The organism is Bradyrhizobium zhengyangense, from assembly GCF_022012435.1.
GTDB classification, from domain to species: domain Bacteria; phylum Pseudomonadota; class Alphaproteobacteria; order Rhizobiales; family Xanthobacteraceae; genus Bradyrhizobium; species Bradyrhizobium zhengyangense.
In genome coordinates this window covers 271337-289518 of record NZ_JAKLUA010000002.1, presented here as the reverse complement: position 1 = coordinate 289518, position 18182 = coordinate 271337, and the positions used below count along the sequence as shown (strand labels likewise).

Here is an 18182-nt window from a genome sequence, read left to right as displayed (position 1 = left end):
TATAGGGCAGTACCAGACGATAGCGCGCTTTGGGCCGCGGGACGCAATTCGGACTCCAGACATGACCGACACGACCTCGATGAAACACCAGACACCCTTAACATCCGGTGATTTCACCACCGCCGATGAGCCGTTTGCGCTATTCGAGGCCTGGTTGAACGAGGCGATCAAGAGCGAGCCGAACGATCCGAACGCGATGGCGCTCGCGACCGTCGATCCTGATGGCCTGCCCGACGTGCGCATGGTGCTGATGAAGGGCTTCGATACCCAAGGTTTCGTCTTCTACAGCCACATCGCCAGCCAGAAAGGCCGCGAACTCGCCGCAAATCCTAAGGCGGCTTTACTTTTTCACTGGAAGTCGCTGCGCCGTCAGGTCCGCATCCGCGGCAACGTGACGCCGGTAACGGATGCCGAGGCGGACGCCTATTTCGCCACACGACCGAAGCAGGCGCAGATCGGCGCCTGGGCCAGCAAGCAGTCGCAAGAGCTGGAGAGCCGCTTCGCTTTCGAGCAGGCCATTGCCAAGGTCGCGGCCAAGCACGTCATCGGCGACGTGCCGCGGCCGCCCGGCTGGAGCGGCTGGCGCATTGCGCCCTCGCGTATCGAGTTCTGGCACGACCGCCCGTTCCGCTTGCACGACCGCATCGAATTTCGTCGTGACGCGGCCGGCCAGCCGTGGTCCAAGACGCGGATGTATCCCTAGAGCCTTGTCTCGATCTTTGCCTCGATCTTTGGGCCGACCTGAAAGATGTCCATGCCGCATTCGTCCAATGCGCCGCGCCGCACGCTGCTCCTGACCGGAGCGAGCCGCGGTATCGGCCACGCCACCGTGATCCGCTTCTCGTCGGCGGGCTGGCGCGTAATCACCTGTTCGCGGCATCCCTTCCCGGAGGATTGCCCGTGGGACGCCGGCCCTGAGGATCACATCCAGGTCGACCTCGGCAATCCTCAGGACACCACGCGCGCGATCTCCGATATCCGCAACCGCCTCGAAGGCGGCATGCTGCACGCACTCGTCAACAACGCCGCGATCTCGCCGAAGGGCCCGGGCGGCTCAAGGCTCGGGTCTGTCGACACCGACCTCGACACCTGGACGCACGTCTTCCACGTCAATTTCTTCGCGCCGATCATGATCGCGCGTGGCCTGATCGAGGAATTGAAGGCGGCCAAGGGCTCGGTCGTGAACGTCACCTCGATCGCCGGCTCGCGCGTGCATCCCTTCGCGGGCGCAGCCTACGCCACCTCGAAGGCGGCACTTGCCTCCCTGACGCGCGAGATGGCCTCCGACTTCGGCCGCGTCGGCGTGCGCGTGAACGCGATCGCGCCGGGCGAGATCGACACCTCGATCCTGTCGCCGGGCACCGAGAAGATCGTCGAGCAGCAGATCCCGATGCACCGGCTCGGCACGCCGGACGAAGTTGCCAAGATCGTCTACGTGCTGTGCACGGACACCAGCTCTTACGTCAACGGCGCCGAGATCCACATCAACGGCGGCCAGCACGTCTAGGTGACGCATCGAAGGTGACGCTTTGGCCGGTTTGCCAGTACGGCGTCGCAACGGCATCGTCGCCGAGACGATCGTCTCGACGGCTGAGATCGTAAAGCGCTAGGGAATTTGCCGCGAAAGGCGGGAAGCTAGGCGATCCAGACAACGCCGCCGCAAGACTGGATCGCCCGCCCTTCCTTCCGCTTCCTCAATCCAGGCGAATTCGACGCGACCGTTCGCGCAACCGCGGTGCGGCTGCGTTGAATGCCGTCGAGCAGTCGTCATCGTTCTCGCCATCGAGCAGCGGAGCACCACAGTGCCGGCACATGCGTGCCGACAACGACGGCGCCTTGCCGCTCGCCACCACCTGACGATAGCTCGTCAGATCGATGACGTTGGGGGGCGTCGTTATGTGTTTTTCAACCATGGTTGTTCCTCGCGGCTAACCCGCTGCTTATCGCAGACAAGTTTCGCGCAAACGTTCAGCCCACCGCTCAAATTTTACCGGAGGAATTGGGGCACGGCACACACATCACGGCGTGGCCGCAATGACGCTCTATTCTGCGACACCATCAGGCTTGTCTCGGCGACCGGCGTAAGGTCTCGGTCACTATTTTCGGAAGCGCGTGCCGGATCACAGCCATTTCTTGAGCTTGAAGATCCAGTACGGAACGATCGCGGCGATCACCATCAGCACCAGCGCGAATGGATAGCCGTGCGCCCATTCGAGTTCCGGCATCGATTTGAAGTTCATGCCGTAGATCGAAGCGATCAGCGTCGGCGGCATCAGGACAACGGCCATGACCGAAAACAGCTTGATGATGTTGTTCTGCTCGAGGTTGACGACGCCGAGCATCGCGTCGAGCACGAAGGTGATCTTGCTGGAGAGATAGGAAGCATGGTCGGTCAGTGAGGCGACGTCGCGCTGCATGGTCTTGAGCTGCTCGCGCATGTCCTTGGACCATTTCACGCCCTCCACCACCGCCGACAGGAAGGTCACGACGCGGCCGATCGACACCAGGCTCTCACGGACCTTGGAGGTGAGATCGCCCTTGCGGCCGATCGAGATCAGGATCTGCGAATATTGCTTGGCGTGACCGTGGCGCTCGCTCTCCGGCTCGAAGATGTCGTGGCTGACCTGGTCGATCTCCATACCGCAGCGTTCCAGAATGTCGGCGCAACGGTCGATCACGGCGTCCAGCAGTTCCATCAGCACCATCTCGCCTGTGATCGCGGGGGCGCAGGTGCGGGCCAGCTTGGCCTCGACCAGAGCGAACGGCTTGGGCTGGTCGTAGCGCACCGTCACCAGACGATGGTCGCCGAGGATGAAGGTCACCGCCGTGGTCCGGGGCATGTCGGTATCGGAGTGGCACATCAGCGTCGCGGTCATATAGCGCGCGCTGTTCTCGATATAGAGGCGGCTGGAGATCTCGATCTCCTGCATGTCCTCTCGGGTCGGGATCGCGATCCCCAGCAGCCGTTCCACCGCCTTGTCCTCGGCCGCGGTCGGGTTGACCAGGTCGACCCACACGGCGTGGTCGGGCACCGCCTCGAGATCGTTGACGACGGCCTTCTTCAGGGAGGAGTCGGTGGGAACGAACACAGAAAACATGAACAACTCCAAGACGGGGCCTGCGACAGAATGACTGCCCTTAGCGCGATTCTGACAAGTTCATGATGACAACCACATTAACGGAGCGTTTGCATTTGTGGCGGCCGCATGGCCCAACTGTGGCACGGAATCGACAGCTGTGCTTTTCGCGCCAAAGAACCAGCCCAGACGCGGAAAACTTGCGGCAAAAAAGCCACAGGTTGGGTCTCGCAGCGCGGGATAAGCCCCTAAAAGCTGGAATTGTGGCGGATTTCAACGATAATGAAATCAACGGAGTCGAAGGCCTTGGGTGCTACGTTTCAAGGACCTGCGCGGTATTGTTTTGATTGGAACCAAACCATGTCGTCGCTAAAAGTTATCGTTGGAGTTTTGGCTGCCGGCTTCATGCTGTCGGGCTGCATGCAGGCCACGCATTTCGAAGCCACCAACACCCAGAATTTCAAGCCCAAGGACAAGGAACTCCTTGCCAAGATCCGGTACGAAAATACGCCGGTGGCAGAGCCGTTCCGTCGCGCCATTGTCGATTACCACCGCAAGGAATCGCCGGGCTCGATCGTGGTCGATTCCGACAACCACTACCTTTATTATGTGATGGATGGCGGCAAGGCGATCCGCTACGGCATCACCGTCGGCGAAGAGGCCATGGCCTGGTCCGGCATCGCCAAGGTCGGCAGCATGACCGAATGGCCGGCGTGGCATCCGACCCCCGGCGAGATCTCGCGTCTGGGCGTTCCGACCTATGTCGCCCCCGGCCCGGACAATCCGATGGGCTCGCGCGCGATGTATCTCTACTCGGGCGGCAAGGACACGCTGTTCCGCATCCACGGCACCAACCAGCCTGAATATATCGGCGCTTCGATCTCGTCGGGTTGCATCCGCCTGACCAACGAGGACGCCATCGACCTCTACAGCCGCGTCAAGATCGGCACCATCGTCGTGGTGCTCGAGCCGAAGCATGGCGACTCGCCCTACAATTCGCGCCTCGCGCTGCAGGGCGGCGGCGGTTTTCCGAGCAGCAACTAGCGATTTCAGCGTTATCTGAAGGCTTTCGAAAAGCGCCGGTTTTCACCGGCGCTTTTTTGTTGCTGGCTTGCTCTTGCCGGAGGCGGGTGCCGGCTTGTCCGCCGGCGCGGTGAGTTTCTCCTGATCGTCGGCCGCCTCCTTGCCGACCTCCGATTTGGCCGCAACCTCGCGCGGCGGCGCCTCCTCGGGGCGCTCCGCCGGCAGCAGGGGCGCAATCTGCGGCAAGGGATCCCAGACGTTCCACTGGCAGATCCGGTAGTCGTTGCGGCGCTGCGCGAGATCGAGGTGGATGTGGTCCTCGTGGTACCAGTCCGAGCCCGGGCCGAGCACGGTGGCGAACCGCGCGCAAACCGAATGCAGCACGCGCTCGCGCACGTCGCGGGATAGGGTGCGATCGGTCAGGCCGATCGATTGCCCGTTGGCGAGCTTGAGCGCGCGCACGTCGAGCGCGTTGGCCTTGCCGTGCTCGGACAGCATCGCACCGACGACGCGGTTGCGGCCGCGGCACTCGAAGCTGTCGAAATTGTCCAGATCGGTGATGGTCGAGCCGAGGCTGGTGGCCAGCGGCACCATGTCGGTACGCACCCAATCCGCAATCGCCGATGCCATGGTGCAGCGGAGGGTCGCCGCCGGCTTGACCGCGACCTTGCGCTTGTCCGGCAGCACGATGGCCTCCAGCCGCACCAGGTCTTCGCCGCCACAGGCGCCGGGGCCGTGGATGTCGGGAATGGACGGCGCGACCGCGATCTCCTCGGTCAGCGCAAGCCGGCAGGCCGAGAGCTGCTTTTCGGGCGGCGTCGTAGCCTCGGCCGGCTTATTGCCGCCGGGCTTGTCCGGGGGAGGCTTCTCCGGGGAAGACTTGTCGTCAGCCTCCGGCGCAGCCTCGTCGGTTGCCTTGCCTATTCTTTTGGGGGCCTCCTCAGGCCGCGGCTTTGGTAGCGGTATCTTGGTGGAGTGAACGCTCCGGTGTGGCCGCCGCGCACCAAAACCAAAGATATCGAGCGGTGCAGCATAGTTTCGCGCGTCCACGGGCTCAGGCAGCACGAGCGATAGCCCAAGCGCAGCGGTAACCATTGCTGCGCCGGCGGACATATTGCCGCGATAAGACCATTTGCGGCGAAAGTCCGGCAGGCTAAAACTCATGACAATTCTTTGGCCCTGCGCTGAGAGCGACAATGCGCCCAGCGATTTCTCGGAGGAACGTCTGAATGCTTGGTTTGATGCAAGATTGGCCCCTGCTCTGCCACCGGATCATCGAACACGCCGCCAAGATTCACGGCACGCAGGAGGTCGTCACGCGATCGGTCGAGGGACCGATCCACCGCACCACCTACGCCGAAATCCACAAGCGCGCGCTCAAGGTCTCGCAGATGCTGGAGCGCGACGGCATCAAGCTCGGCGATCGCGTCGCCACGATCGCCTGGAACACCTGGCGTCACCTCGAAGTCTGGTACGGCATCATGGGCATCGGCGCCATCTGCCATACCGTCAATCCCCGCCTTTTCCCCGAGCAGATCGCCTGGATCATCAACCATGCGCAGGACCGCATCGTGATGGTCGACCTCACCTTCGTGCCGGTCGTCGAGAAGCTCGCCGACAAGCTGCCGAGCGTCGAACGGTACGTCATCCTCACCGACAAGGCGCATATGCCCGAGACCACGCTGAAGAACGTCGTGGCCTACGAGGACTGGATCGCCGAGGCCGACGGCAAATTCAAATGGAAGGACTTTGACGAGAACACGGCAGCCGCGATGTGCTACACATCAGGCACGACCGGCGACCCGAAGGGCGTGCTGTATTCGCATCGCTCCAACGTGCTGCACGCGCTGATGGCCAATAATGTCGACGCGCTTGGCACCAGCGCCTCGGAGACAATGCTGCCGGTGGTTCCATTGTTCCACGCCAACAGCTGGGGCATCGCCTTCTCCGCGCCCTCGCAGGGCACCAAGCTCGTTATGCCCGGCGCCAAGCTCGACGGCGCCTCGGTCTACGAGCTGCTCTCGACCGAGAAGGTGACGCACACCGCCGGCGTGCCGACAGTGTGGCTGATGCTGCTCCAGCACATGACCGCCAATCATCTGAAACTGCCGCACCTGAAGATGGTGATCTGCGGCGGCTCGGCGATGCCGCGCTCCATGATCAAGGCGTTCCTCGACATGGGCGCGAACGTCCGCCACGCCTGGGGCATGACCGAGATGAGCCCGATCGGCACCGTCGCTGCGCTGAAGCCGCCGCACCAAAACGCGACCGGCGAGGCGCGGCTCGATGTGCTGCAGATGCAGGGCTATGCACCCTTCGCGGTCGAGATGAAGATCACCGATGATGCCGGCAAGGAGCTGCCCTGGGACGGCAAGACCTTTGGCCGGCTCAAGGTCTCCGGCCCCGCGGTGGCCAAGGCCTATTTCCGGCTGGACAACAACATCCTCGATGAGGAGGGCTTCTTCGACACCGGCGACGTCGCGACCATCGATGAGGGCGGCTATATGCGGATCACCGACCGCTCCAAGGACGTGATCAAGTCCGGCGGCGAGTGGATTTCCTCGATCGACCTCGAAAACCTCGCGGTCGGCCACCCCGCGGTGGCGGAAGCAGCCGTGATCGGCGTCTTCCACCCGAAATGGGACGAGCGCCCGCTCTTGATCGTCCAGCTCAAGCAGGGCCAACAGGCCACGCGCGAGGACATCTTGAAATTCATGGACGGCAAGATCGCCAAATGGTGGATGCCCGACGACGTCGCCTTCGTCGACGGCATCCCGCATACCGCGACCGGCAAGATCCTGAAGACCGCGCTGCGCGATCAGTTCAAGGACTATCGCTTCCCGCACGCGGCAGCGTAACGCCCAATCGACAACATCAGCCGAAATCGGCCCCTGCCCACCCGCAGGGGCCTTTTTCGTTGGCGTGTCACGACCAAAGACGAATTGGAGCCGAGCCGACGGCTCCCTAACGTCGCGCCGCACTTCAAGCCAATAAGAGGAACGCTCAAGATGAAATTGTTTGCGCTGCGAATGCTGCCTTGGCTGCTGGCCACGTCGATGGCGGCCACCGCCGCCGCGAAGGCGGCCGATAACAAGGTCGTGATCGGTGATATCGACGATATGTCCGGCCTGTATGCCGACGTGATCGGCCCTGGCGGCGTCGAAGCCGCCAAGATGGCGATCGAGGATTTCGGCGGCAGCGTCCTCGGCAACAAGATCGAGTTCATGGTGTCGGACCACCAGAATAAGCCCGATGTCGGCGCGCAGAAATTCCGCGAATGGGCCGATCGCGACGGCGTCACGATGATCCTCGGCGGCTCCAACACCGGCGTCAGCCTGGCGATGAACAATGTCGCCAAGGAGAAGAAAATCCCGTTCATTGCGATCGGCGCCGCCGGCGCCTCGCTGACCGGCAAGGACTGCACACCCTACACCGTCCACTATGTCTACGACACCACGGCGCTGGGCAACGGTACCGCCAAGACCATGGTGAAGCAGGGCGGCAAGACCTGGTTCTTCCTGACGGCCGACTATGCCTTCGGTACGCAGCTGCAGGAATCCGCCTCGAAGGTGGTCGAGGCCAATGGCGGCAAGGTGGTCGGCGCGGTGCGCGTGCCGCTATCAACCTCCGACTTCTCCAGCTATCTGCTTCAGGCCCAAAACTCGGGCGCGCAAGTGCTGGGCCTCGCCAACGCCGGCAACGATTTCACCAACTCGATCAAGGCCGCCGACGAATTCGGCATCGCCAAGACGATGAAGCCGGCCGCGCTGCTCGCCTTCATCAGCGACATCCACAGCCTCGGGCTGAAGACCGCGCAGGGGCTCTATCTCACGACCGGCTGGTATTGGGATCTCAACGACAAGACCCGCGCCTTCGCCAAGCGTTACTTTGAGAAGACCAAGCGCGAGCCGACCATGAACCAGGCGGGCTACTATTCGGCCACCATGACCTACCTCAACGCGGTCAAGGCTGCGGGAACGACCGACTCCGACAAGGTGATGGCCGAGCTCAAGAAGATGAAGATCGACGACATGTTCACCAGCAACGGCAAGATCCGCGCCGACGGCCTGATGGAGCATGAGATGTACATCATGCAGGTGAAGAAGCCCGACGAATCCAAGCAGCCCTGGGACTACTACAAGCTGGTGCAGACCATGACAGGCGAGGAGGCATTCGGAAAGCTGTCGGACTCGGCCTGCCCGCTGGTCACGCACTGACCCCTGATCCAAAACCAGGTGTCACAAGAGGCGCACCCCAGGGTGCGCCTCTTCCTGTTGGCGGGCAGACCGGCCCCTTGGACCGCTCACAATTGCGAGCAGCGAAAGCCGATCTCCGGACGACTGAAAAACAGACGCTGCTCCTTCACCACGAGCACGAGCTGGCTGCGGTCGCTCAAGGCATGGCACAGATCGCCGGCAATGGTCTTGAAAACGCGCGTTTCCGCATAGGGCGTCACGTTGAGATCCTCGATCGCCCAACGCTGGAGATTCAGCACGTTGGTGTTCTCCGAGGTGTGCACCAGATACGGGCGGACGTGGCCCGGTGTCGAGGCCGCACCGAGATCGCTGAGATAGATCTGCGCTTCGGTGAGGTTGCCGGAATAGAGCGCCGAGGACAGGTAGGAATCCCAGAGATTGAAGAAGCTCAGCGCCGGCAGCACCACGAACAGCACCACTGCCGCGCCATGGCGAAAATCGCGCACGTTCCAGACGATATCGCGCCAGGTGAAGTCATCGTTGCCAGAAAACAGCAGCACGTCGAACACCGCCATGGCCGCGGTCCATGGCCAGACGATGTCGTTCCAATTCAACCCCAGGGGACCGAACATCGCCAGAATGAAGACGTGCATGCCGACTGCGGCGGCGAGCGAGGCGCGACGGAAACGCCGGGTCAACAGACCGACGCCGAACGTCACCTGTATGAAAGGGACCAGGAAGCCGAGAGCATCGAGAGGGGTCGTCGTCGCCGGAAGCAGGCTGGTGATCGGTGTGATGATCCAGGAAAACTCGTGCTCCATGAAGTTGAGGTTGATCTTCTGGAGCCCGGAGAAGACGTAGGTGAAGACGATGACCAGCCGGGCCAGGTTCAGCGTCTGGAGATCGCCGGCCGGCGCCGCGCTGCCACCGCGCCCGAGCCCGACGACCATGAGCAGGAAGCTGTACTGAAACACCCAGGGCTGCCACCGCGTCTGGTCGGCAAGACAAAACGCGATCATGATGACGAGGAAGCCTGCGATCGGCCAGCGCGGGCGAGGGATTATCACGGCGAGCCCCGCCAGCACGAACAGCGCGCCATAAAGCGCCAAAGCCACGGCGCCCTCGATCGGCGGCAGCAGCGACCAGACCGGCACCTGTGGATAGGACCGCGGCCCTACCCACAACCCCGGAGACATCACCAAGCCGATACAGAACGCGACAAGGATCGTCAGCCGCAGCAGGAACAGGCGCTGCCGCAGAGGCGCGGCGTCATCCTCCGCATTGCCTCGCTTCCATCGCCCCTGCCTTCCCACGGCCCCTCCCGCGAACCACCATACACAGGTATGTGGCTCGTCAGGGCGCGTTGGTTCGACGGCCATGGCCTTGGTCTTTCACCGGTCCAGAACGGGGGATAAACCGCTTCACAGCCAAGCGGAAAATGCGCTAGGTCAGCCTACTCCCGTCGCCTGTGCCCTCAACCGGCGACCCAGATCGGTGATGGAACGACATGGCCCGCAGGTTTTCCGCTCCCTATCAGACGGAGCCCGTGTCCAGCCTCGCCACCTGGGCGCGCAATCTGGCCGTATTCGCGGTGGTGGCTGTGGTGGTGTCGATCATCATCGTCCGCTTCGACTTCCTGGAGATGAAGCCGGCGCTGGCCACTTTCTTCGGCGGGCTCGCGATCGCAGGATTATCCATCCTGTTCGGCCTCGCCGGCTTTGCCGCGATCTGGCAAAACGGCTCGCGCGGCATGGCGCGCATCCTGCTCGCCTTCCTGATCGATGGCGCGATCCTCGCCTATCCCGCTTATCAGGCCCTGCTGTACCGCAAGCTGCCTCACATCTACGACATCACCACCGACCCGATCGATCCGCCGCGTTTCGATGCGCTGTCGCGCCTGCGCACCGGGGACGGCACCAACACCGCCGTCTATGCCGGTCTCTATTCGGCCGAGCAGCAACGTCAGTTCTATCCTGACATCGAACCGATCGAGCTTGAGATCCCCGTCGACCGCGCCTATGCGATCGCGCGGCAGCTTGTCATCAAGCGCAAATGGACCGTCATCGACGAACGCGAGCCGCAGCCCCCGCGCCGCATGGGCCGCATCGAGGCGGTGGCGCGCACGCCGATCATGGGCTTTCGCGAGGATATCTCGATCAGGGTCGTGCCTGACGGTGACGATTCCCGCGTCGATATCCGCTCCGCCTCACGCTATTTCGACAGCGACCTCGGCAGCAACGCCGCGCGCGTGACGAAGTTCATCGACGATCTCAACACCGCAGCCGACGCCGATGCGCTGAAGCCGGCGAAGAAGACCCCGGTGGCACCGCCACCCAAGGCTCCCGCGAAGACAGTGAAGAAGTGACGGACCGCTAGGCGTTCGCCATCCGGTATGTCCCGCCAATCACGGGATCGCCATCCGTCGCGACGACGCCGCGCGCGACGAGGTCTTCCAGATGCGCCAGCACGGAATAGCCGGCGGCCGTCGTCAGGCGCGGGTCGATGCCGATATAGATCGCGCGCACCATGGTCGGGATATCGGTCTCGCCCTTGGCGAGGCGGTGCAGGATCGAGGCCTCACGCGCCTTGCGGTGACGGATCAGGAAGCGCACGAAGCGCTGGCCCTCCGGGATCTCCGGGCCGTGGCCGGAGAAATACAGATCCTCCTCGCGCGCAGCGAGCCGGTCGAGCGAGTCCATGTAGTCGATCATCGAGCCGTCGGGCGGCGCCACGATCGAGGTCGACCAGCCCATCACGTGATCGCCGACGAAGTTGAACTTTCGCTCGGGCCAGGCAAAGGCGAGATGGTTGGCAGTGTGGCCGGGCGTCGCGACGGCCTCGAGCCGCCAGCCGGCGCCCTCGACGACATCACCATCGGCGATCCTGATATCGGGCACGAAGTCGCGGTCGGATCCGGATTCCGGATTGTGCTTCTCGCTCCCGAAGCGCGGGCGCGAGGCGCGATGCGGGCCCTCGGCATAAACTGGCGCGCCGGTCGCCTGCTTGATCCGGCCCGTGTTGGGCGAGTGGTCGCGATGGGTGTGGGTGACGAAGATGTGGCTCACCGTCTCGCCGCGCACGGCGTCGAGCAACGCGGCCGCATGGGCCTCGTTATCAGGACCGGGATCGATGATCGCGACGTTGCCGGTGCCGACGATGTAGCTGACGGTGCCGGTGAAGGTGAAGGGACTCGGATTGTGACAGAGCACCCGCCGCACGCCGGGGCGGACTTCCTCGACGGCGCCGGCCTTCAGCGGAAAGTTGCGGTTGAACGGGACATCGTCGTTGTCGGACATGGCTTCTTCTTTGTTCTTTGACGTCATTCCGGTGCGCCCTTGCGCACCTGGGAATCTCGAGATTCCGGGGTCGATGCTTCGCATCGCCCCGGAATGACGAAGAACGTCTTCAGAAGAACGCCTGAATGCCCGTGATCGCGCGGCCCAGGATCAGGGCGTGAACGTCGTGGGTACCCTCGTAGGTGTTGACCGTCTCGAGGTTATGGACGTGGCGCATCACGTGGAATTCGGCCGAGATGCCGTTGCCGCCGTGCATGTCGCGGGCGACGCGGGCGATGTCGAGGGCCTTGCCGCAATTATTGCGCTTCATGATCGAGATCATCTCGGGCGCGAACTTGCCCTCGTCCATCAGGCGGCCGACGCGCAAGCTACCCTGCAGGCCCAGCGCGATCTCGGTCTCCATGTCGGCGAGCTTCTTCTGCACCAGCTGGGTCGCGGCCAGCGGCTTGCCGAACTGCTTGCGATCGAGCGTGTACTGGCGGGCGCGATGCATGCAGTCCTCGGCGGCGCCGAGCGCGCCCCAGGAAATGCCGTACCGGGCGCGGTTGAGACAACCGAACGGGCCCTTGAGGCCGGAGACGTTGGGCAGCAGCGCGCTTTCCGGGACCACGACACCGTCCATCACGACCTCGCCGGTGATGGAGGCGCGCAAGCTAAGCTTGCTGCCGATCTTCGGCGCGGAGAGGCCCTTCATGCCCTTCTCCAGCACGAAGCCGCGGATCTGGTTGTCGTGTTCGGCCGACTTGGCCCAGATCACGAACACGTCGGCGATTGGCGCATTCGAGATCCACATCTTGCTGCCGGTCAGGCGATAGCCGTCCGAGACTTTCTCAGCGCGGGTCTTCATGCCGGCCGGGTCGGAGCCGGCGTCGGGCTCGGTCAGGCCGAAGCAGCCGACCCACTCGCCGCTGGCGAGCTTCGGCAGATACTTCTTGCGCTGGTTATCGTCGCCATAGGCGTAGATCGGGTACATCACCAGCGAGGACTGCACCGAGTTCATCGAGCGATAGCCGGAGTCCACCCGCTCGATCTCGCGCGCGACGAGGCCGTAGGCCACGTAGCTCGCATTGGCGCAACCAAACTCCTCCGGCAATGTGATGCCGATCAGGCCGAGCTCGCCCATCTCGTTGAAGATCTCGCGATCAGTCTTCTCTTCCAGATAGGCCTTGGTGACGCGCGGCAGCAGCTTGTCCTGGGCGTAGGCTCGCGCCGTGTCGCGCACCATGCGCTCGTCTTCGGTGAGCTGCTCGTCGAGCAGGAACGGATCGTCCCACTGGAAGGAAGCCGCAGCCGGCTTGTCCTTGGTCTGAGGGCGTACGCTCATGAAACGTCCTTTCGGTCTGGTTCCGTCGGAAAATTGCCGGACAAACTAGAGCGCCGCGGCAACAAGTGCAATTGCGTTGCAGATGTGCGGCCTTGCGTGAATCCCGGGGATGCGGTTCACGCACCCCGGGGCACGCGAAGCGCACCCCGGAATGACAGCGCTAGCTTTCAAGCTGCTCGTTGGCGACGATCTCGATGCCGAAGCCGGAAAGGCCCTTGTAGTCGTGCACCGACGAGGTGAGATGTCGGATCGAGGTGACGCCGAGATCGCGCAGGATCTGCGCGCCGACGCCGACCTCGCGCCACTGGCGGTTGCGGTCGGCCTCCGTTGCCGTCTCATCCGGCAGTGGCGACACCGGAACGCCGGCAGCGCCATCGCGCAAGTACACCAGCACGCCGCGGCCGGACTTCTTGAAGTGCTCAAGCACGGTCGCCATGCGCTTGTGGCCGGTAAAGGTATCCTTGACGATATTCGGCTTGTGGAAGCGCGTCAGCACGTTCTTGCCGTCGCCGACACCATTATAGACGAAGGCGACGTGGGCAATGGAATCGAACGGCGAGCGGTAGGCATAGCCCTGAAGCGGCCCGATCGGGCTGTCGGTCGTGAAGGTCGAGACCCGCTCGATCAGCTTTTCGCGCGCCTGCCGGTAGGCGATCATGTCGGCGATGGTGACGTGCTTCAGCTTGTGCCTGGCGGCGAATTGGGCGACCTGCTCGCCCTTCATCACGCTGCCGTCGTCGTTCATCAGTTCGCTGATGACGCCGACCGGCGGAAGTCCTGAGAGCTTACACAGATCGACCGCGGCCTCGGTATGGCCAGAGCGCAGCAGCACGCCGCCGTCCTTGGCGATCAGCGGGAAGATATGGCCGGGGCGGGCGAAGTCGTTGGCGCCGGCATTGGGATTGGACAGCGCGCGGCAGCAGGAGGCGCGCTCCTCGGCCGAGATGCCGGTGCCGCCGTCCGGCTTGTAGTCGATCGAGACCGTGAACGCGGTGGTGTGCGCGGAATCGTTGTGGGCGACCATCGGATCGAGCCGCAGCCGGCGCGCATCCTCGGTGGTGATGGGCGCGCAGACGATGCCGGAGGTGTGCCGGATAATGAAGGCCATCTTTTCCGCCGTGCAGAATGAGGCGGCAACGATCAGATCGCCCTCGCCTTCGCGATCCTCGTCGTCGGTCACGACGACGAGCTCGCCCCTGGCAAAGGCCTGCAAAACTTCCTGGACGGTATCGGGCATGTCCCAATCTCTATTGGTTACGGGCCGGCGGCTTCACGGACGCCCTAGCCGGGATCGCCTTAGCTGGACTTGGAGCCCGACGCTAGTGTCCTGGATGCAACCGCATATGCCCGGAGCCGCCTCCCCCGGCCAGGCTTTCAGGCTTGCACCGAAGATACCAGCGATATAGGCGCACGCCGGCCGGACGGAAGACGGCCCCAGCGATCAGGGCAGCACCTCGCGCCGCTCGCCCAGCCGAGCATCGAGCTCGGCGCGCTTGTCGGCCAGCAGGCCGGCCTGGGCCGCCTCGATCACCGTCAACAATTCATGAGCGTCGCTGAGCCGGGTCACGGTCACGTAGCTGGCGCCGGCCGCATAGAGCTCGCCGACGTCGGAGAGGAGATCGGCCGTGGCGACGATCGAGGCATTCGGATTGAGGGAGCGGACATGGCGGACCAGCTTCTCGTTGCTGGCGCCCTTGAGCAGCGCGTCCGGTACGCTGAGGATGATCATCTCGGATTTGCCGATCCCGGCATGGAGCAGCGTATCGACGTTGCTGATATCGCCATAGATCACGTGCAGGCCGCGCGAAAGCAGGGTCTGGTACACATTGGGGTTGAAGTCGACCACCGTGATCTGTTCCAGCAGCACCGGCGCCTGCCGCTCGATCTCGGCGAGCAGCGCGCTCGCCGCGCGGAAAAAGCCGAGGATGACGATGCGGCGCGCTTCGCCGTGGCCGCCCTCGTGGCCCTCTTCGGCATGGCCGTTGCCGTGATCGAGATCGCGGAGGCCAATCCGCTTGAGCGGGCCGATGGCCCAGCGGGTGATCTCGTCGCTGCGCGTCATGACGAAGGTCGAAAGCACGGCCAGCACCACGAAGGCGAAGGAAGCCGCATTCGCCGTTTCGGCTGCGATGTGGTTGTCGGCGACGCCGGTCTGGATCACCACCAGCGAGAACTCGGAGATCTGCGCCAGATTGATCGCGGGCAGCAGGCTCGCGCGCAGGCCCTGCTTCATCAGATAAAGCGGCGTGAAGGTGGTGACGACACGGCTCACCGCCGTGAACGCAGCGATCATCAGCGCCAGCCCGATCACCGAAAGGCCGGGCACCGGAATGGTCATGCCCAGCGCCACGAAGAACAGCGTGATGAAGAAGTCGCGCAGCGTCGTGACCTTGGCGGTAACGTCGAGCGCGTAAGGAAAGGTCGACAGCGAGACACCGGCGATCAGGGCGCCCATCTCGCGCGACAGCGAGAGCTGCTCGGCGGTCTCGGCGACGAGAAAGCACCAGGCGAGCGCCCCGAGCAGGATCAGCTCGGGCCGGCGGGCGATCTGGTGGAACAGCCGCGGCAGCACGTAGCGGCTGACCAGCAGCGCGGCGGCGACCAGCACCGCGACGCGGCCGATCGAAAGCAGGATCACACTAATCTGCAAATTGGCCAGGCTAGGCTGCACCGCCAGGAACAGAATTGCAAAAATGTCCTGGAGGACCAGCACGCCGAGCGTGATGCGGCCGGGCAAGGTGTCGAGCTCGCGCTTCTCGTACAGCACCTTGACGATGATGACGGTCGAGGACAGCGCGCAGGCAATGCAGAGATAGAGCGCATCGAAATGGCCGCCGCCGAGCGAAAGCCCAAGACCTGCAAAGAACAGGATGCCGAGCAGGCAGCCGCCGAGCAGCTGGCCGCCGGCCGCGAACAGGATCACCTTGCCCGCCCGCACGATCTTCTTGAGGTCGATCTCGAGGCCGATCATGAACAGCATGAAGATCAGGCCGAGCTCGGAGATGACGCTGATCGATTCCTGCGACTTGACCCAGCCGGCGCCGAATGGACCTATGCAGAAGCCGGCGATAAGGTAGGCCAGGATCAGCGGTTGCCGGGAGAAATGAGCGAGCAGGCCCAGCATCCAGGCAAACAGAATACAGAGAGTGATGTCGCGAATGAGCTCGTGCATGCCAGACCGGTCCGTTTTGCCGCACCCTAGAGACCGCGTGCAGCGCGGCAAACGAGCAATTCGTCACATGCGGGCGAGCCTCGCCGCTGCAATGCTGCTATGCCCCCTCGCCTGCGCTGGCCCGGCGGGCGCGCAGCCCAAGATGAACCTCGAACAGACTTTTGCCGATTCGCTCGCGGCCGTGCCGAAGGAGGAACTCGCTGTCTCCGGCGGCTTCTACGTGCCCGCCTATTCGAGCGTGGCGATGAGCCAGGGCAAGCTGCGGGTCGATTTCTCGGTGACGCTGAGCGTCCACAACGCCTCGGAGACGCAAGCCCTGGTGGTCCGGCGCATCGCCTATTTCGACACCGCGGGCAAGCAGGTCGAGAGCTATCTGAAGGCACCAGTCGCGGTGAAGCCGCTCGCCACCATCTCGGTCGTCATTCCAACCGATGACGTGCGCGGCGGGACCGGCGCCAATTTCATCGTCGACTGGGCCGCCACGGGCGAGATCGCCGAGCCTGTGGTCGAGGCCCTGATGGTCGGCGGCGTCGCCAATGCGCATTACGCTTTCATCAGCCAGGGTCGTCCGACCAGGACGGTAGGCAAGAAGTAAAGCGGCCACTGCTTCGAGCCAGTGGCGTCGCGCCATCGAATCGAAAACCCGAAAACAACCCCATGCACAGTAGCCGCCTCAGTGAAATCAACGCCTTGTTCGCATGCGCGACGGAGATGCGGATTTTACGAATTTTGTTTGACGCGTCGGGCAAAACACTGGCATGATGTCATCATCGAAATCGCCCTGCCCGGTCGGCACCAAGCCGGCGGCCCAATAAAAACAACGCTCAATAAAAGCAACGAGGAACACTCCCATGACGTCCAGCTTCGATTTCGCACCCCTGTTTCCCGCAGGGCTGCCGGCCCCTTCTGCGCGCTGGACAGGCCTTGCCAAATACAGCTTTGTCGGCGGCAATAACGATTCCGAACAGGTGCCGCTCGACGAGCTGATCGAAGCGGCCAATCAAGCCTTGCGACGCGAGGGCCGCTCGCTTGCGACCTATGGCCTGGCGCATGGCCCGCAGGGTTACATCCCCTTGCGCGAATTCCTGGTGACAAAGCTGAAGCGCGATGCCGGAATCAGCTGCACGATCGACGATCTCATGATCGTTTCGGGCTCGCTGCAGGCGCTCGACCTCGTCAACAATACGCTGCTTTCGCGCGGCGACACCGTGATTGTCGAGCAGGAAACGTATCAGGGAGCGCTGCAGCGGCTGACGCGGCTGGGCGTCAACACCGTCGGCGTTCCCCTCGACGACGACGGCATGCGGATGGACGCGCTGGCTTCCACGCTCGCCGACCTCAAGAGCCGCGGTATCCGGCCCAAATACATCTACACCATCCCGACCGTGCAGAACCCGACCGGCAGCATCATGCCGGAGGGCCGCCGCGCCGAACTGCTGCGCCTGGCGGCCGAATATGGCGTGCCCGTCTTCGAGGACGATTGCTATGCCGATCTGGTCTGGTCCCGACAACGGCCGCCAGCGCTCTACGCGATGAGCCAGAATGGCGGGGTGATCCATGTCGGCTCGTTCTCGAAGTCGATCGCGCCGGCGCTGCGCGTCGGCTTCATCGTGGCGCCCTGGGATGTGATGTCGCGAATGCTGGCGCTGAAGACGGATGCCGGCTCCGGCGCGCTGGAGCAGATGGTGCTCGCCACCTATTGCAAGCCGCACTTCGCAAGCCATGTGCCGGCGCTGTCCAAGGCGCTGCGCACCAAGCTCGACACGCTGATGGAAGCCCTCAACGAGCAGTTTGGAACCGCGGCCGAATTTAGGGAACCCAAGGGCGGCATCTTCCTATGGGTGAAGCTGCCCGACCAGGTCGATACGCTCAAACTTTATCAGGCTGCGCTTGCCGCCGGCGTCTCGATCAATCCGGGGCCGGAATGGTCGACCAACAAAGGCTATTCAAGCTCACGCCTGCGGCTGTGCTTTGCGAGCCCTTCGCATCAGCAGATCCGCGACGGCGTCGCCGTGCTGGCCGACGTCTGCCGCAAGGAGTTCGGCGTGCCCTCGCGCAGCGCCAATGTGGAGAAACGGGCCTGACGCCAGCGTG

General features: G+C 63.5%; 16 protein-coding genes. 8 read left to right on the top strand and 8 right to left on the bottom strand.

All coding sequences use genetic code 11. The features are described from left to right. The first annotated feature begins 61 nt into the window (after positions 1-61). Both pdxH and L6637_RS09770 read left to right on the top strand, forming a co-directional pair. Entirely contained in the window at positions 62-703 is a 642-nt protein-coding gene (pdxH, locus tag L6637_RS09775) for a pyridoxamine 5'-phosphate oxidase (RefSeq protein ID WP_237863481.1), read from the top strand. A 51-nt stretch (positions 704-754) separates the two neighbouring features. Then, positions 755-1507, top strand: coding sequence for an SDR family NAD(P)-dependent oxidoreductase (locus L6637_RS09770; RefSeq protein WP_237863480.1), 753 nt, complete (start codon positions 755-757; stop codon positions 1505-1507). Positions 1508-1694: 187 nt separating this feature from the next. Here the strand turns inward: L6637_RS09770 and L6637_RS09765 are convergent, their stop codons facing one another. Then, entirely contained in the window at positions 1695-1913 is a 219-nt protein-coding gene (locus tag L6637_RS09765) for a hypothetical protein (RefSeq protein ID WP_237863479.1), read from the bottom strand. A 207-nt stretch (positions 1914-2120) separates the two neighbouring features. Next, complete coding sequence (locus L6637_RS09760; protein ID WP_237863478.1) at positions 2121-3098, bottom strand: magnesium transporter CorA family protein; 978 nt, start codon at positions 3096-3098, stop codon at positions 2121-2123. A gap of 339 nt (positions 3099-3437) precedes the next feature. Between L6637_RS09760 and L6637_RS09755 the strand changes: the two genes are divergently transcribed. Beyond that, positions 3438-4121, top strand: a complete 684-nt coding sequence (locus L6637_RS09755) for a L,D-transpeptidase (RefSeq protein ID WP_237863477.1) — start codon at positions 3438-3440, stop codon at positions 4119-4121. Between the two features lie 42 nt (positions 4122-4163). On the opposite strand, the gene L6637_RS09750 is transcribed toward L6637_RS09755, so the two are convergent. Then, on the bottom strand, positions 4164-5264 hold the full coding sequence (locus tag L6637_RS09750) for an extensin family protein (RefSeq protein WP_237870326.1): 1101 nt from the start codon (positions 5262-5264) through the stop codon (positions 4164-4166). A gap of 65 nt (positions 5265-5329) precedes the next feature. On the opposite strand from L6637_RS09750, the gene L6637_RS09745 reads away from it, so the two are divergent. Together L6637_RS09745 and L6637_RS09740 are read left to right on the top strand one after the other, a co-directional pair. Further along, complete coding sequence (locus L6637_RS09745) at positions 5330-6958, top strand: fatty-acid--CoA ligase (protein WP_237870324.1); 1629 nt, start codon at positions 5330-5332, stop codon at positions 6956-6958. A 150-nt stretch (positions 6959-7108) separates the two neighbouring features. Further along, the gene (locus L6637_RS09740; RefSeq protein WP_237863474.1) at positions 7109-8317 is read left to right on the top strand and encodes an ABC transporter substrate-binding protein; all 1209 of its coding nucleotides are present in this window, start codon (positions 7109-7111) and stop codon (positions 8315-8317) included. Positions 8318-8403: 86 nt separating this feature from the next. Here the strand turns inward: L6637_RS09740 and L6637_RS09735 are convergent, their stop codons facing one another. Then, positions 8404-9609, bottom strand: a complete 1206-nt coding sequence (locus L6637_RS09735; protein ID WP_237870322.1) for a hypothetical protein — start codon at positions 9607-9609, stop codon at positions 8404-8406. A gap of 194 nt (positions 9610-9803) precedes the next feature. On the opposite strand from L6637_RS09735, the gene L6637_RS09730 reads away from it, so the two are divergent. Then, complete coding sequence (locus tag L6637_RS09730) at positions 9804-10661, top strand: DUF1499 domain-containing protein (RefSeq protein ID WP_237863472.1); 858 nt, start codon at positions 9804-9806, stop codon at positions 10659-10661. A 7-nt stretch (positions 10662-10668) separates the two neighbouring features. Here the strand turns inward: L6637_RS09730 and L6637_RS09725 are convergent, their stop codons facing one another. From L6637_RS09725 to L6637_RS09710, 4 genes are all read right to left on the bottom strand, one after another. Next, the gene (locus L6637_RS09725) at positions 10669-11592 is read right to left on the bottom strand and encodes an MBL fold metallo-hydrolase (RefSeq protein ID WP_237870320.1); all 924 of its coding nucleotides are present in this window, start codon (positions 11590-11592) and stop codon (positions 10669-10671) included. Positions 11593-11701: 109 nt separating this feature from the next. Continuing rightward, the gene (locus L6637_RS09720) at positions 11702-12916 is read right to left on the bottom strand and encodes an acyl-CoA dehydrogenase (RefSeq protein WP_237863470.1); all 1215 of its coding nucleotides are present in this window, start codon (positions 12914-12916) and stop codon (positions 11702-11704) included. A gap of 160 nt (positions 12917-13076) precedes the next feature. Beyond that, complete coding sequence (gene ribB, locus L6637_RS09715; protein WP_092298266.1) at positions 13077-14153, bottom strand: 3,4-dihydroxy-2-butanone-4-phosphate synthase; 1077 nt, start codon at positions 14151-14153, stop codon at positions 13077-13079. A 204-nt stretch (positions 14154-14357) separates the two neighbouring features. Then, complete coding sequence (locus L6637_RS09710; protein WP_237870318.1) at positions 14358-16088, bottom strand: cation:proton antiporter; 1731 nt, start codon at positions 16086-16088, stop codon at positions 14358-14360. A gap of 67 nt (positions 16089-16155) precedes the next feature. Between L6637_RS09710 and L6637_RS09705 the strand changes: the two genes are divergently transcribed. Together L6637_RS09705 and L6637_RS09700 are read left to right on the top strand one after the other, a co-directional pair. Continuing rightward, positions 16156-16683: a DUF3124 domain-containing protein gene (locus tag L6637_RS09705; protein ID WP_338076844.1), complete on the top strand. Its 528-nt coding sequence runs from the start codon at positions 16156-16158 to the stop codon at positions 16681-16683. Positions 16684-16939: 256 nt separating this feature from the next. Then, entirely contained in the window at positions 16940-18172 is a 1233-nt protein-coding gene (locus tag L6637_RS09700; RefSeq protein ID WP_237870317.1) for an aminotransferase-like domain-containing protein, read from the top strand. Positions 18173-18182: the final 10 nt, after the last annotated feature.

What these genes read in the sequence shown, in the direction of transcription:
- pdxH (WP_237863481.1), top strand. Translation starts at nt 62, where the DNA reads ATGACCGACACGACCTCGATGAAACACCAGACACCCTTAACATCCGGT.
- L6637_RS09770 (WP_237863480.1), top strand. Translation starts at nt 755, where the DNA reads ATGCCGCATTCGTCCAATGCGCCGCGCCGCACGCTGCTCCTGACCGGA.
- L6637_RS09765 (WP_237863479.1), bottom strand. Translation starts at nt 1,913, where the DNA reads ATGGTTGAAAAACACATAACGACGCCCCCCAACGTCATCGATCTGACG.
- L6637_RS09760 (WP_237863478.1), bottom strand. Translation starts at nt 3,098, where the DNA reads ATGTTTTCTGTGTTCGTTCCCACCGACTCCTCCCTGAAGAAGGCCGTC.
- L6637_RS09755 (WP_237863477.1), top strand. Translation starts at nt 3,438, where the DNA reads ATGTCGTCGCTAAAAGTTATCGTTGGAGTTTTGGCTGCCGGCTTCATG.
- L6637_RS09750 (WP_237870326.1), bottom strand. Translation starts at nt 5,264, where the DNA reads ATGAGTTTTAGCCTGCCGGACTTTCGCCGCAAATGGTCTTATCGCGGC.
- L6637_RS09745 (WP_237870324.1), top strand. Translation starts at nt 5,330, where the DNA reads ATGCTTGGTTTGATGCAAGATTGGCCCCTGCTCTGCCACCGGATCATC.
- L6637_RS09740 (WP_237863474.1), top strand. Translation starts at nt 7,109, where the DNA reads ATGAAATTGTTTGCGCTGCGAATGCTGCCTTGGCTGCTGGCCACGTCG.
- L6637_RS09730 (WP_237863472.1), top strand. Translation starts at nt 9,804, where the DNA reads ATGGCCCGCAGGTTTTCCGCTCCCTATCAGACGGAGCCCGTGTCCAGC.
- L6637_RS09725 (WP_237870320.1), bottom strand. Translation starts at nt 11,592, where the DNA reads ATGTCCGACAACGACGATGTCCCGTTCAACCGCAACTTTCCGCTGAAG.
- L6637_RS09720 (WP_237863470.1), bottom strand. Translation starts at nt 12,916, where the DNA reads ATGAGCGTACGCCCTCAGACCAAGGACAAGCCGGCTGCGGCTTCCTTC.
- ribB (WP_092298266.1), bottom strand. Translation starts at nt 14,153, where the DNA reads ATGCCCGATACCGTCCAGGAAGTTTTGCAGGCCTTTGCCAGGGGCGAG.
- L6637_RS09710 (WP_237870318.1), bottom strand. Translation starts at nt 16,088, where the DNA reads ATGCACGAGCTCATTCGCGACATCACTCTCTGTATTCTGTTTGCCTGG.
- L6637_RS09705 (WP_338076844.1), top strand. Translation starts at nt 16,156, where the DNA reads ATGCGGGCGAGCCTCGCCGCTGCAATGCTGCTATGCCCCCTCGCCTGC.
- L6637_RS09700 (WP_237870317.1), top strand. Translation starts at nt 16,940, where the DNA reads ATGACGTCCAGCTTCGATTTCGCACCCCTGTTTCCCGCAGGGCTGCCG.